The organism is Mycobacterium sp. NPDC050441, assembly GCF_040655355.1.
GTDB lineage: Bacteria > Actinomycetota > Actinomycetes > Mycobacteriales > Mycobacteriaceae > Mycobacterium.
Genome location: NZ_JBFAJS010000006.1, coordinates 348,588 through 362,522 on the forward strand (window position 1 = coordinate 348,588; position 13,935 = coordinate 362,522).

Below are 13,935 nucleotides of genomic sequence, written 5' to 3' on the forward strand. Positions count from 1 at the left end.
TCATCTCCCGTAGACACGTTCGCCCGGTGGCCAGCGGGTGACAGTGACCGGCAGGTAGCCGATCCGCGCTGAGCCGTCGGGCTCTCGATGGATCATGGTGTGCGCCAGGAACTGCTCGTCATCGCGGCTGGGGAAGTCGGTCCGCTGGTGTGCGCCGCGGGATTCGGTGCGGTGCGAGGCCGATTCGATGATCGTCTGGGCGATGTCGAGCATCCCCGACAGCTCCAGAAGCGCCAGCAGTTCCGTATTGAAGGTGTGGCTGTGATCGTCGATGCCGGCGTTGGCGAAGCGCTCCTGCAGCTCGCGCACCTGCTCGGCGGCCTTGGTCAAGGTCGGGCCGTCGCGGTAGATGCCCGCCGCGGTCTCCAGCACGCTCTGCATGTCCGTGCGGATGTCGGCGATACGCTCACCACCGCCTTCGGCACGCCGGCTCAGATCGTGCTCCAGGCGCTGTTCCTCGGTGCGGGCCTGCGTCTGCACAGAGGTGGAGGCCGTGCCGGCCCCGGACACATACTCCGCCGCGGCGTATCCGGCACGGGCGCCGAACACCAGCAGCTCGGGCAGCGAGTTCGAACCCAGCCGGTTGGCCCCGTTGATGCTGACGCATGCGGTTTCGCCGGCCGCGTAGAGGCCGGGAAGTGCTGTGGCGCCGGTGATATCGGTGTGGATGCCGCCCATCATGTAGTGCACGACGGGTCGCACCGGTACCAGTTCGGAGACCGGGTCGATGTGCTGATAGTCGCGGCACAGTTCCCGGACGAACGGTAGCTTGGCATCGATGAGCTCGGCGCCGAGGTGCCGTAGATCCAGATAAACCACCGGACCGTAAGGAGTTTCGCCGGTGCGGCCCTTGTCCAGCTCATGGACGAACGCCTGCGACAACCGGTCTCGCGGGCCGAGTTCCATACTGCGCAGCTTGGGTTCGGGAGTGGGTGTGCCCAGGTCGTAATCCTGCAGGTACCGGTAGCCGTCCTTGTTGAGCAGCCATCCCCCCTCGGCGCGGGCGGCCTCGGTGATCAGGATTCCGGTGAACGGCAACCCGGTCGGGTGGTACTGCACGAATTCCATGTCCTTGAGCGGTGCTCCGGCCCGGAACGCCAGTGCCATCCCGTCGCCGGTCTTGATGTTGGCGTTGGTGGTGAACGGGAACACCCGGCCGCATCCGCCGGTGCACATGATCACCGCGTCGGCCAGGATGGTCTCGATACGTCCGGTGGCCAGCTCGATCGCGACCAGACCGCGCACCACGCCGTCGTCGACGAGCAGTGTGGTGGCGAACCATTCGTCGTACCGTGCGATGCCTGGATAGGAGAGCACCCGCTGGAACAAGGTGTGCAGCAGGTGGAATCCGGTCTTGTCGGCGGCGAACCAGGTGCGCAGCTTCTTCATGCCGCCGAAGGCGCGAACGGCGATGTGCCCGTCCGGCGTCCGGCTCCACGGGCAACCCCAGTGCTCGAGCTGCATGAGTTCACGGGGTGCCTCGGCGACGAACGCTTCGACCGCATCCTGGTCGCACAGCCAGTCCCCGCCGGAAATGGTGTCGTAGGCGTGTTCGTCGATGCTGTCGTCGGCCCCGGCCACGGCGGCCGCACCGCCCTCGGCCGATACGGTGTGGCTGCGCATCGGGTACACCTTCGACACGATCGCCACGGACAGGCGCGGGTTCGTCTCGGCGATGGCGATCGCGGCGCGCAGACCGGCGCCGCCCCCACCGATCACCACTATGTCGTGTGAGGCCGTCATCGGCTGTTCTCAGACTTCGAAGGCCTCATGTTCGCCGCAGCGCTCGTCTCGGAGGACTTTGCCGTCGTGCCTGATGGTGCGGATGCTGACGCAGCCGTCGTGGTAGGTGTGCCGAGACTCGCGGCAGCCGCAGGCGAATGTGAAGTCGTCGAAGCTCAGGCCGTCGTCGTCATTCTCGATGTGGTGGTCGCCTTGGGTGGTGCGTCCGCAGGGCGCCTTCTGGCTGGGGAAATGCGTCGTTGTGGCGGTCATCATTCCGCCTCCTCGGGTCCAGCATGGTGATCTAGATCACATCAGCGTATGCCTGTCGCAATCCGCCCGTCCATGGCTACTTCAACTGGTCTCCAGCGCTTCCTCGACCAAAGCGAGGGCAGCGTGGGTCACCACGGCGCCTCGGCCGTATTCGAGGTGCCAGGAATGCCAAGGGCGCACTGGAGGTGCTCACCCGAGCGATGGCGCAGGAGCTGGCGCCCAAGATCCGGGTGAACGCGATCGCGCTGGGATCGTTCGCGACCGATGGTTTACAAGTAAGCCTTGACTTGTCACCCGGGTCGATGGAGAAGATGAAGGAGGCGACGCCGTTGCATCGCCTCGGCGATGTGGAGGACCTCGGAAGGTTGTGCGTGTATCTGTCCACGCGCGACTGCTATGCGGCGAACGCCATCTTCCTCGTTGACGGCGGGATCGACTCGAACAACTCGCCGTTGCCGATCCCCGACTACTGAGCAGAAACAGGTTGTGAAAATGCGCAGAGTGGTCCAATTCTCCACCGGGAATGTCGGCAGGCATTCGCTGGCGGCGATCATCGGCAGACCGGATCTGAAGCTGGTCGGTGTCCATGCCTCCGGCCCGGACAAGATCGGGCGCGACGCTGCCGAATTGTGTGGGCTCAGCGAGCCGACGGATGTCACCGCGACCGACGACATCGACGCGCTCATCGCGCTCGGGCCCGATTGCGTGGTCTATACGGCATTGGGCGAGACCCGGCCGATGGAGGCCATCGGGCAGATGTCGCGGTTCCTGGCGGCCGGGATCAACGTCGTCGGCACCTCGATGGTGTGGCTGGTGACACCGCGCCAGGCCGACGACTGGTTGCGGGTACCGCTTGAAGAGGCGTGCACCGTCGGGAACTCCTCGCTGTATGTCAACGGCATCGATCCGGGTTATTCGGGCGACACCGCGGCGTACGCCGCACTGAGTCTGGTCACGCGGGCCGAATCGGTGACAATCAAGGAGATCTTCGACTACGGCAACTACGACGATTACGAATACACCGGCACCGCTATGGGTTTCGGCACCACCCCGGACGACGACCTGCCGATGGCGTTCCAGCCTGGAGTGATCACGTCGATGTTCGGCGGCCTGGTGCGCAATCTCGCGAACCGTCTCGGGGTGGAGCTCGACGAGGTCGCCCAGCGGTTCGAGCCGTGGTACGCCACCGAGCGCATCGAATGCACGATGATGACCGTCGAGCCAGGGCAGCTGGCCGGGACGCGATTCGCCGCCGAGGGCCTGCGCGGCGGCGTTCCGGTGATCACCGTCGAGCACACCACGCGGTTGACGCCTGCGGCAGCGCCGGATTGGGAGTATCCGCCGGAAGGACAGTCCGGGGTGCACATGGTGATCGTGGAGGGCGAGCCGCGCATCGAGGTGAGCACCAGCCTCTCCCATCCCGTCCTCGACGTGACCGACGCCGGCTGCGTCTCCACGGCTGCCCGGGTGGTCAACGCGATCGATTGGGTGTGCCGCGCACCCGCGGGATTGGTTGCCGCCGAAGATATCCCGCAGACGGAGCTGATTCGTGGCGTGATGTGGTGAGGGGACCGTCATACTGACAAATGTGACGCCGAGAAAAGTGCGGGACACATCACCGAAGCGGGGATGGCTGACGCCGAAACAACAGCGCGCCTGGGTCGCGTACATGCGGGTCCAGCTGCGGATGAACTACGAAATCAACCGCCAGCTGCAGGCCGACTCCGGATTGTCGCTGGCCGACTATGACGTGCTGGTGGCGCTCAGTGCCGACAACGCCGCGGGCATGCGGGTCAGCGATCTGGCCGCGCAGATCGGCTGGGAACGGAGCAGGCTGTCACATCAGCTGCGGCGCATGGAACAACGCGGCCTGACCGAACGCCGCCCCAGCGCCGAAGACGGCCGCACCACCAACGTCGTGCTCACCGCGAGCGGCCGGCGGGCGATCGTTGAGGCGGCACCCGGGCATGTCGACCTGGTGCGCAGCCTGTTCTTCGATCCTCTGCCCGAGAACTTGCTCGGCCCGTTCACCGCCGCGCTGGAGCACATACACGTCCACCTCAATCACAACTGCTCACTTCCGCCCGAACCGAGCTAATCTTTAGGTGATTAATCACCTAAAAATTCAGGAGCAGAGCATTGAATGAGGTCATCACCCGCCTGATGGAGGCCAATCTGCTGGCCGTGTTCGACGAGCGCGACCCGCAACGCCGCGCCGCGGTGATCGCCGATACCTACTCGGCCGACGTGCAGTGGATCGATGACGAAGGCACCGCCACTGGTCATGACGAGTTGAACGCCAAGGCTGCTGAACTGCAGGAGAAGCTACCGGGTCTTCACTTCGTGAAGGCGGGCCCGGTGCGTCAGACGCGCGGCCTGGGTTTTCTGGCCTGGGAGGTCCGCACGCCGGACGACACGACGGTCGCGTCTGGCTTCGACGTCGCCGAGATATCCGATGAGCGCATCATTCGGATGTGGACGGTTCTGAACTCGCCGGAATAGGTGATATATCACCTATGTTGTAGTGGGCGAACCGCACGAACCACACACGAACGGAGCCCGATCATGGGACAACTCGACGGCAAGACGGCACTGGTCACCGGTGGAACTTCGGGCATCGGTCTGGCGACGGCCAAGCGGCTGGCCGATGAAGGCGCGTATGTCTTCATCACCGGACGCGACCGCACCCGCCTCGACGAGGCTGCCGCGTCGATCGGCGCGCACGGCGTGCAGAGCGATATCAGCAAGCCGGAAGAACTCGACACCCTCGCCGCCGAGATCGCCAAGCACGGCCAGGGCCTCGACGTTGTCTTCGCCAACGCCGGCGGCGGCGACTTCGCCACTCTCGCCGAGGTGACACCGCAGCACTACAGCGACAACTTCGACCGCAACGTGGCCGGCACGGTGTTCACCGTGCAGAAGACGCTGCCACTGCTCAATGAAGGCGCCTCGGTAGTGCTGGCCGGATCCACCGCCGCCGCCAAGGGCATCCCGGCATTCGGGTTGTACGCCGCGTCCAAGGCAGCAATCCGATCCCTGGGCCGCACCTGGGCCGCCGAACTGGCTGACCGCAAGATCCGCGTCAACACCATCGTTCCCGGCCCGGTCGAAACCCCCGGACTCACGGGCCTGGCACCCGCTGACCAGACGCAGGATCTGCTGGACGGTTGGGCGGCTCAGTTGCCGGTGAAGCGGGTGGGCCGGCCCGACGAGATCGCCGCCGCGGTGCTGTTCCTGGCCTCGGACCAGAGCAGCTTCATCACCGGAGCGGAGCTGGCTGTAGACGGTGGGCAGATTCAGGTCTGAGTTCAACGTGGTGGGACCGAAACGTCACCGCGTCAACCGATCCCGTAGTTCGCGTTTGAGCACCTTGCCGTAGCTGTTCTTCGGTAGTGCGTCGATGAACTCGTAGCGCTTGGGTCGCTTGAACCGGGCGATGCGTTCCAGGAGATGCGCGTCGAGCGCGGCGGCATCGACCGCGCTGGCATCGCCGGCGACCACGAACGCCACGACCACCTCACCCCAGTCGGCGTCGGGTGCGCCGACGACACCGGCCTCGACCACATCGGGGTGTTCCAGTAGTGCTTCCTCCACCTCGCGGGGATAGATGTTGCTGCCGCCGCTGATCACCACGTCCTTGGACCGGTCGCGCAGGGTGAGGTAGCCGCGGGCATCGAATGAGCCCATGTCGCCGGTGTGCAGCCAGCCGTTCTTCAGTGTCGCGGCGGTGGCGGCCGGGTTGTTCCAGTAGCCGGACATGACCACGTCGCCGCGGCAGACGATCTGCCCGATCTCGTCAATGGCGGCCGGGGTCCCGTCCTCGGTGAGGACGGCGACCTCGACGCCGGAGCGCGGATACCCCACTGAACCGAGCGTCGCGTCGTCGGCTTCTAGGTGGTCGGCCCGGCGCAACCCGGTGATCGTCATCGGCGCCTCGCCCTGCCCGTAGAGCTGCACGAAGATCGGGCCGTAGGCGGCCAGCGCCTTCTTGAGGCTGTCGACGTACATAGGTCCGCCGCCGTAGACAACGGTTTTCAGGTTCTCCGGGCGGGGCCTGCCGGTCTGGATCAGACGCTGCACCATCGTCGGAGCCAGAAAGGCGCTGCTGCCCGGGTGATGGCCGCACAGGTCCAGGAACTCGTCGGGTTCGAACGCGGCAGATTCCGGCACCACCTGGCGGGCGCCGCGCAGCACGTACGGAGGGATGTACAGGCCGGAACCGTGTGACATCGGGGCGCCGTGGATCAGGCTGCAGTTCTCGTCCGGATCGTCGAAATCGGCCAGGTGCGCCACCGTCATCGCCATCAGGTTGCGATGGGACAGCATGGCGCCCTTGGATTTTCCGGTGGTGCCGCTGGTGTAGAACAGCCAGGCCAGGGTGTCCGGATCGGTCGACGGCGGCTCTGCGGGCTCGGCGCTGAATCGGTCCGAGTACGACTGGCTGCCAATGGTTTCGACGGGGGCCTCGGTGGTGGCGGTGAGGCCTTCGGCGATCTTGGCCGATGCGAACACCTGTGCCGCACCGGAATCTGCCAGGATGTCGGCCATCTCGCGGGGATGCAGCTTGTAGTTGATCGGCACGAAAACGCATTCAGCCGCCCAGATGGCGAACATCAGCTCGATGACCTCGGGCCGGTTCTCGCTGGCGACGGCGATGCGGGTGCCGCGATCGCCGACGGTCTTCAGCGCGGTGGCCAGCCGCAGTACCCGGTCGCGCAACTGCGTCCAGGTGTGCAGTTGGCGTTCGCCCAGGAAAACCGCGCCGTGGTCGCCGAATCTCGCCGCGGCCTGATCGAGTACCGCGAAAATGTTCATGACGGAGACCCACCCTCAACCCAGGTGGAGTTCAGCGCGAAATCGGACAGGTATTTCGTTGAGCTCCAACCGCCGTCGACGACGATGGTCTGTCCGTTGATGAAGCTGCCGCCGTCGGAGCACAGGAACGCCACGGTGGCGGCGATGTCCTCGACCCGGCCCAGTCGGGTGTGCGGGGTCATCTCGGTCTGCATCTTGCGGAAGCCCGGATCGTTGAGGCGTTGTTCGACCATCGGGGTGACGGTGACGCCCGGGGCCACCGCGTTGCACCGGATGCCCTGGGCCCCGTACTGGCAGGCGATGTGCGTGGTCAGCGCCGTCAACCCGCCCTTGGCCGCCGAGTATGCCCCGCCGCGCAATCCGCCGACTACCGCAAATGTGGAGGTGATGTTGATGATTGCCGAGCCAGGGCCCAGGTGCGGTATCACGTCGCGGGCCAACCGAAATGGTGCGCGCAGCATGATCCCGAGGAAATGGTCCAGGGTTGCGTCGTCGGTCTCGTGCAAAGGCTTGGGTCTGCCCACACCGGCATTGTTGATCAGAAAGTCGATGCGGCCCCAGCGGGCAAGCGCAGCCTCCACGATGCGTTGTGGGGCATCGTCGGCGGTCAGGTCGACGGCCAGCGTGGCGATGAGGTCCGGATCGCGGACGGCCTTGGCCAGTTCGCCGAGTCGCTCCTCATCCCGTCCGGTGCCGAGCACGGCTATTCCGGCCTCGGCAAGCGTGGTGGCACAGCCGAATCCGATGCCGCTGCTGGCCCCGGTGACGATCGCAACCTGCATCTCTATTCGCCCTTCAGCCTTGCTCGGATGTGATGCTTCAACACTTTTCCCGCGTCATTCTTCGGCAGGGCATCCCAGACCTCCACCCGTTCGGGTGATTTGAACCGGGCCAGCCCGTGCCCGGCCAGCACCCGGCCCACATCGGCCACGTCGGGGTGTTGGCCATCGGCCGTCACCACTACCGCGCAGGCGCGTTCCCCGGTGCGTTCATCGGGCAGGCCGACGACGGCCACCTCGGTGATGCCGAGTTCGCCGACCAGGAGGTCCTCGACTTCCTTGGGGGAGATGTTCTCGCCGTTGCGGATGATGAGGTCCTTGGCCCGTCCGGTGACCTGCAGGTAGTCGCCGTCCACCCAGCGGCCGAGATCGCCGGTGCGGAAAAAGCCGTCCTCGTCGAAGGATTCGATCTCGTCCTCGGAGTGCAGATAGCCCCGCAGCATCTGTGGACCGCGGGCCCGGATCTCGCCGGAGACGAGCCGGATCTCGGCGATGCCGGGGCGGCCATCGGTCTCGGCGGCGTGCTCGACCCCTCCCGGGGACAGTGAGCCGACGGTGGTGACCGGTACCTCGGTGGAGCCGTACACCCGGCTGACGACGGCCCGGTCGAAGTAGTCAGACGCCCGCCGGATCAGCGATGGCGGCACCGACGCACCACCGCAGATGAACACCTTGAGGTCGGGCAACCGGGTGCCGACCCGTTCGGCGGCGCCGAGCAGTTGTTCCAGAAACGGTGTCGCCCCGGCCATGTGGGTGCACCCGTGGTCGGTCATCAGGGTCACGCCGCCGTCGGCGTTCCAGCGCTGCATCAGCACCGCGGTGCTGCCCAGCAGCAGCGGGCATTCGAAGGCGTAGATCGAGCCGCCGATGTGCGCGATGGGGGAGGGCACCAGGAAGGTGTCGCCGGGGTCGACCATCCAGTGCTCGCCCAACTGGCGGATGAGTGCGTTGATCGAGTTATGGCTGTGCAGTACGCCTTTGGGGCGTCCCGTGGTGCCCGACGTGTACATGATCATCCGGATGTCGTCCGGGACGAGCGTCGGAAGATCCCGATCCGGAGCGTCGGGTAGGGCAGCGAACGCGCGGTGCGGGCCCGGATCGCCGCGCAGCACCACCACTTGCGGTGGGGTGTCCAGCTGGGGGCACACCCGGGTCAGCATGGCCGCGTAGTCATGGTTGCCGAATTCGGCGGGGATGAAGATCGCCCGGCTCTGCGCGTCATCGAGGATGAAGCACAGTTCCCGGTCCCGCAGTGAGGGCAGGATCGGGTTGACCACCATGCCGGCCAGCGTGGCACCCAGATAGATGATCGCGGCCTCGTGCCAGTTGGGCAGCATGAAGGACACCACACTGCCTTGCGGCATCCACGCGGTCAGCTGCAGCGCCACAGCCCGTGCCCGGGTGTGCAATTCACCGGCGGTCAGCGAGTTCTCGTCGTCTACCAGCAGCACCCGGTCGGGGGAGTCACGCGCCGCGTCGGTCAGCGCGTCGGCCAGGGTGGTGGACACCCACAGCCCGCGGGCGTAGGCGTCGGCCGCGCGGTCCTCGTCCCATCGCACGGGATTTCGCACCACGCCTCAGCCCTTGACCCGGCGCATCGTCATGGCATGCCGGAACCGGTCCGAGGGGTGGGTGTTGACGGTGACCTGGGCGATCTCCCCGTCGGAGGTGGTGTACGTCCGTTGCATCTGCAGGGCCGCGGAACCTGGGGCAACCTTGAGGCCCGCCGCGAGTTCGGGGGAGGTGACGATCGCTGAGATCTCCTGATGCACTTCGACGATGCTGACCCCGAACAAATCCTCGATCAACGGGAAGATCGGCCCGGAGTGCCGTTGCAGCAGCCGGCCTACCCCGGCGAAGCTGCGGTTGATGTAGTACTCGGTGCGGCACACCGGTGCCGCATCGTCGTCAGCCTGGCGGTAACCGCGCACCGCCAGCCACTGCTCGCCGAGGGGTAGTCCGGTGCGCTCGGCCAACTCGCGGTCGATCGTGACCATGGCGTTGGACTCGATGGTGAACTGGGCACCGGTGGCGAACGCCAACAGGTCATTGATCGAGACCACGTCCTGGGCATAGGTGTTCGCCGCGGCGCGCGGTGCCACGGTGGTTCCGGCCCGCGGGCGCGAGGTGACCAGATTGTCGTCGCGGAGCCGTCGCAGTGCTTCGCGCACGGTGTAGCGGCTGACCTCGAAGCGCTCGCAGAGTTCGTGTTCGGTGGGCAGTTGCGAGCCCACCGGGTAGACCCCGTCGACGATCTCCTTGCGCAGGGTGCGCGCCACCTGGAGGTAACGGTGGTCGGCCGGTGTGACTGTCATGTTCTCGCTGCGGCCCGGCGCAGCGCCAGCACGCTGCCGTCGCCGTCACCCGAGATGTAGAGCGTCCCATCGACTCCCGCGGTGATCCCGGCGAACGGGCCCTGCGGGCCGGAGAACGGGGGCATGCCCTTGAGCGGCTTGGGGGTCACTCCCGGCGGCGGCCCGACCGGCAACCCGGAGGCGATGACGGTCCGAGCGGTGGCCGGGCCGTTCTTCACGTCGTAGCTGATGAGCTCCTTGCTGCCGGAGTCGACGATGTAGAGCGCGCCGTCACGTACGAGAATCCCGTGCGGCGTGTGTAATCCGTCGACCAGCGGTATGGCTTTCCCGCCGTCCACACGAACAACAGCACCGGCCACCGACACCAGCGGTGCGCCGTCGGGGCCGATCGCCACACCCACCGGGGTGTCCAGGCCCCAAGCGAGCACCGTGGTGGAGCCGTCGCGCACCGACAGCAGCCGTCCCGCGCCCTGTTCGACCACCAGCACAGACCCGTCGGGTGCCAGGGCCACCCCGTAGGGCTGGTCGATGCCACCGGCGAGCACTTCGCTCACCTCATCCTGGGCGCCTGCCGGGCGGAAGCGTGCCACGGTGTCGGCGGCGGTGGTGACGATGAATTCTCCTGGGCCCGAGGCAGCCACCCCGCGCAGGAAGCCCGGATAACCAGGAGAGAAGAGCATCGCGACGGTATGCAGGGCGCCGTCTGGGCCGACCCGGTAGAAGTACGTGCCGTCGGCGACGTACAACTCGCCGTCGGCACACACGGTCAGGTCCAGCGGCCAGTTCAGCCCGCCAGACAATAATGTCTGGGTCGCAGGCACATTGGCGGCTCCGCCGCCGCTATCAAGGATCTCGGTGATCTCACCGGTGAAGTTGGAGACGAACAACCGGTCGCCGACGAAGGTGCAGTTGTCCAGGCCGGGATTCAGTTGCGCCAGGAGCGTCTGCTCACCGTTGCGCGGGTCGATGCGCAGCACCTGGCCGCTGGCGACCTGGGTGGAGACGAGGTAGCCGTCGGCGTCGAACTTGACCGAGTCCGGCACTCCGAGCCCGCCGGCCACCACCTCGGGTTGCCCGCCGTCGGGATCAATACGCCAGATCTCGTTGGCGCCCATCACCGGGAAGTAGAGCAACCCGTCGGGGCCGACCTCCATGGCATTGGGGGAGGGCACGTTCTCCAACAGGACGCGCGGGGCGCCGCCGGCGAGGTCGAACTCCATGAGCCGGCCGCCCTCGCGGCATTCGCCGACGAACAGCCGACCCTGGTGGAACGTGATGCCGTTGGCCGAGGGGATGTCGTCGCGCAGCACACGGGTGCGACCGTCGGCCGCGCGCACGCTGACCCGGCCGTCCATCACCTCGGTGGCATAAAGGTTGCCGTCGGCGTCGAACGCCACATCGTCCGGAGCGACGATGTCGCCACCCTTGGCGCTGACGGTTTCCAACCGCCCGGTCACCGGGTCGAGGGCGCTGATCTGGCTGCCGGTCACCTGTGCGACGTAGATCCGCCCATCCGCGCCGGTGCGCAGTCCGTTCGCGCCGAAAAGCCGGCTGGGTGCGGTGACCTGCTCCAGCGTCCAATTCCCGGCGACCGTCGGGTTTGCGGTGTACCTGGCATCAGATACCGATAGCGCGCTCATGACCTCGGACGTTAGCAACTCCACGTAGTCCAGACAATAGCGATCTGAACGAACAGATCTGCCCTTGACGGTGCATAAGTGCTGGGGAATAGTGTTCTCCAATATGAAGATCGCAATATGTTGTCCGGACAAATAGGTCGATAAGGGTCACGTATGGAGAGCTCCCTGAGCCTGGACGGCCGGGTCGTGGTGGTGTCGGGCGCCGGAGGCGGCGGCATCGGTACCACCGTCACGCGGATGGCGGCCGAAGCCGGGGCCACGGTCGTGGCGGTGAGCCGATCGCAGGACAACCTCGACACCCACGTTGCACCGCTGGCCGACAAGGGCCTGAGCGTCGTGACGGTGGCGGCCGACGCGTCGACGGATGAGGGCATCGCCCGGGTCCTCGACGTGGCACGTCGCGCGGACGGCAAGCTCTACGGACTCGTCAATGTCGCCGGCGGCGCCGCCCCGTCGACCTGGATGCCGGCCACCCGGGTGTCACGGGCCGACTGGCGCGAACTGTTCACCGCCAACCTCGAAACCATGTTCTTCATGAGCCAGGCCGTTGCGGGGGAGCTGCGCGCCGAGTCCAATTCGGGCTCGATCGTGTCAGTGTCCTCGATCAGCGGGATGAACACCGCGCCCTATCACGTCGCCTACGGCACCGCGAAGGCCGCGATCGTGGCGGCCACCAGAACCATGGCCGTCGAACTGGCCGATGACGGCATCCGGGTCAACGCCGTCGCCCCGGGGGTGACCGAAACCGCCGCCTCGGCAACCTATGTCGACGCCGACCCCGAGCGTGACCAGCGGGCCATCGCGATGGGTCGGCGTGGCACGCCCGAGGAGCAGGCCGGCGCCATCCTGTTTCTGCTCTCAGATCTTTCGAGCTACATCACCGGCCAGACCATCCTGGTCGACGGTGGGCTCAACCTGCGCTGGACCCATCTCGGCGGCGACAACACCTCGCTGTTCCTCAAGGACGACGACTTCCGCGCGGCCATCAGGAGGCACAAGTGACCGAAGAATTGACCGGCGAGCTTTCTTCCCCCATGACCATCGGGGTCGACGCCTACATCTCGCCGGAGTACGCCCGCAACGAGCGGGATCGCCTGTGGCGCAAGGTGTGGCAGCAGATTGGCCGCATCGAGGACCTTCCCGAGGTCGGCAGTTACATCACCTACGACATCCTCGACGATTCGATCCTGGTGGTGCGCACCGCCGCCGGGTCCTCGGCGGAATCCTTTGCCGCCCACCACAACGTGTGCATGCATCGCGGCCGGCGCCTGGTCGACACCCCCGCCGGCGCCAAAAATGCCTGCGAACGTACCCGCAAGTCGTTCATGTGCGGGTTCCACGGCTGGACCTACGACCTCAAGGGGGCCTGCACGCATGTCCGTGAGCAGGACGACTGGCAAGGCACGCTGACCCCGGAGAACACCCATCTGGCCGGGGTCCGGGTCGACACGTGGGGCGGCTGGCTGTTCATCAACATGGACCCCGACTGCGAACCGTTGGCAGACTTCCTGTTTCCGGCCGCCAAGATCCTCGATCCGTTCGGTCTGGAGAACATGCGCTACAAGTGGCGCAAATGGCTGAAGTTCGACTGCAACTGGAAAGTTGCGATGGAGGCCTTCAACGAGACCTACCACGTATTCACCACCCACCCCGAGTTCAACAAGTTCGGCGAGTTCAAGGGCTGGGCCAAGGCGCAGGGCAGGCACTCCAACATCGGCTATGACGCGCCCAAGGACATGGAGGAGACCAAGTCCAAGATCCGCCTCGGCACCGGTGATCCGCGCATCTCCACCGCCGAGATGCAGGTCTACACCATGGAAGAGACCAACGCGACCACCACGCAGACCCTGGTCAACGCCGCCAAGCGCCTGGTCGACGAGCTCCCCGAAGGCACGCCCGCCGACAAGGTGCTTGAGCACTGGTTGTCCTCGGCCCGTCGCGACGACGAGGCTCGCGGCGTGGTCTGGCCGACCATCCCACCCGACATCCTCGGGCAGAGCGGCACCGCCTGGCAGATCTTCCCCAACTTCCAGATCGGCCAGGGCCTCACCAGTGCGCTGTGCTACAGCGCCCGGCCCGATCCGGGCTACGACCCGGACAAGTGCATCTTCGAGGTGTCGGTGTTCGAGCTCTATCCGAAAGGGGAAGAGCCGCAGACCGAATGGGAGTACACCCCGCCGGACAGTCCGAACTGGCGCTCGGTGCTGCCGCAGGACTTCTCGAACATGGCCGCGGTGCAGCAGGGCATGAAGTCGGCAGGATTTCCGGGCACCAAGCCCAATCCGTACCGCGAACGCAGCACCGTCAACCTGCATTACCAACTTTCCAAGTACATGGGCAGCGGAGAGCCCACCGACATCCAGTGATTTGGGTGCATCCACCGGCGGTCAC

General features: G+C 66.2%; 13 protein-coding genes and 1 pseudogene. 7 read left to right on the forward strand and 7 right to left on the reverse strand.

Annotation, left to right across the window (positions count from 1 at the left end):
• Both frdA and AB0I14_RS20075 read right to left on the reverse strand, forming a co-directional pair.
• Positions 1-1,743 carry a fumarate reductase (quinol) flavoprotein subunit gene (gene frdA / locus AB0I14_RS20070; RefSeq protein WP_358025174.1) on the reverse strand — a complete coding sequence of 581 codons (1,743 nt, stop codon included), beginning with the start codon at positions 1,741-1,743 and terminating at the stop codon, positions 1-3.
• 9 nt (positions 1,744-1,752) lie between these two features.
• A complete protein-coding gene (locus AB0I14_RS20075) occupies positions 1,753-1,995 on the reverse strand; it encodes a hypothetical protein (protein ID WP_358025176.1) in 243 nt (80 codons plus the stop codon).
• A 167-nt stretch (positions 1,996-2,162) separates the two neighbouring features.
• Between AB0I14_RS20075 and AB0I14_RS20080 the strand changes: the two are divergent.
• The 5 genes and pseudogenes from AB0I14_RS20080 to AB0I14_RS20100 all read left to right on the forward strand — a co-directional run.
• A pseudogene (locus AB0I14_RS20080) lies at positions 2,163-2,468 on the forward strand (SDR family oxidoreductase); the annotation flags it as partial.
• A 19-nt stretch (positions 2,469-2,487) separates the two neighbouring features.
• Complete coding sequence (locus AB0I14_RS20085) at positions 2,488-3,561, forward strand: dihydrodipicolinate reductase (RefSeq protein ID WP_358025178.1); 1,074 nt, start codon at positions 2,488-2,490, stop codon at positions 3,559-3,561.
• Positions 3,562-3,664: 103 nt separating this feature from the next.
• Positions 3,665-4,093 (forward strand): MarR family winged helix-turn-helix transcriptional regulator, encoded by a 429-nt coding sequence (locus AB0I14_RS20090; RefSeq protein ID WP_358025495.1) that lies wholly within the window; start codon positions 3,665-3,667, stop codon positions 4,091-4,093.
• A gap of 41 nt (positions 4,094-4,134) precedes the next feature.
• A complete protein-coding gene (locus AB0I14_RS20095; RefSeq protein ID WP_358025180.1) occupies positions 4,135-4,497 on the forward strand; it encodes a nuclear transport factor 2 family protein in 363 nt (120 codons plus the stop codon).
• A 63-nt stretch (positions 4,498-4,560) separates the two neighbouring features.
• Positions 4,561-5,301, forward strand: coding sequence for an SDR family oxidoreductase (locus tag AB0I14_RS20100; protein ID WP_358025182.1), 741 nt, complete (start codon positions 4,561-4,563; stop codon positions 5,299-5,301).
• Positions 5,302-5,325: 24 nt separating this feature from the next.
• On the opposite strand, the gene AB0I14_RS20105 is transcribed toward AB0I14_RS20100, so the two are convergent.
• From AB0I14_RS20105 to AB0I14_RS20125, 5 genes are read right to left on the reverse strand one after another with little or no spacing between them, the layout of a single operon-like run.
• The gene (locus tag AB0I14_RS20105) at positions 5,326-6,810 is read right to left on the reverse strand and encodes a long-chain fatty acid--CoA ligase (RefSeq protein WP_358025184.1); all 1,485 of its coding nucleotides are present in this window, start codon (positions 6,808-6,810) and stop codon (positions 5,326-5,328) included.
• Complete coding sequence (locus tag AB0I14_RS20110; RefSeq protein ID WP_358025186.1) at positions 6,807-7,592, reverse strand: SDR family oxidoreductase; 786 nt, start codon at positions 7,590-7,592, stop codon at positions 6,807-6,809. The genes AB0I14_RS20105 and AB0I14_RS20110 overlap by 4 nt, the downstream gene beginning before the upstream one ends.
• 2 nt (positions 7,593-7,594) lie before the next feature.
• The gene (locus AB0I14_RS20115; RefSeq protein ID WP_358025497.1) at positions 7,595-9,148 is read right to left on the reverse strand and encodes an AMP-binding protein; all 1,554 of its coding nucleotides are present in this window, start codon (positions 9,146-9,148) and stop codon (positions 7,595-7,597) included.
• 18 nt (positions 9,149-9,166) lie between these two features.
• Positions 9,167-9,904: a GntR family transcriptional regulator gene (locus AB0I14_RS20120; RefSeq protein WP_358025188.1), complete on the reverse strand. Its 738-nt coding sequence runs from the start codon at positions 9,902-9,904 to the stop codon at positions 9,167-9,169.
• Positions 9,901-11,544: an SMP-30/gluconolactonase/LRE family protein gene (locus tag AB0I14_RS20125; protein WP_358025190.1), complete on the reverse strand. Its 1,644-nt coding sequence runs from the start codon at positions 11,542-11,544 to the stop codon at positions 9,901-9,903. Before AB0I14_RS20125 ends, AB0I14_RS20120 begins: the two co-directional genes overlap by 4 nt.
• A gap of 153 nt (positions 11,545-11,697) precedes the next feature.
• Between AB0I14_RS20125 and AB0I14_RS20130 the strand changes: the two genes are divergently transcribed.
• A complete protein-coding gene (locus AB0I14_RS20130) occupies positions 11,698-12,546 on the forward strand; it encodes an SDR family oxidoreductase (protein ID WP_358025192.1) in 849 nt (282 codons plus the stop codon).
• Between the two features lie 32 nt (positions 12,547-12,578).
• Positions 12,579-13,910 carry an aromatic ring-hydroxylating dioxygenase subunit alpha gene (locus tag AB0I14_RS20135; protein ID WP_358025499.1) on the forward strand — a complete coding sequence of 444 codons (1,332 nt, stop codon included), beginning with the start codon at positions 12,579-12,581 and terminating at the stop codon, positions 13,908-13,910.
• Positions 13,911-13,935: the final 25 nt, after the last annotated feature.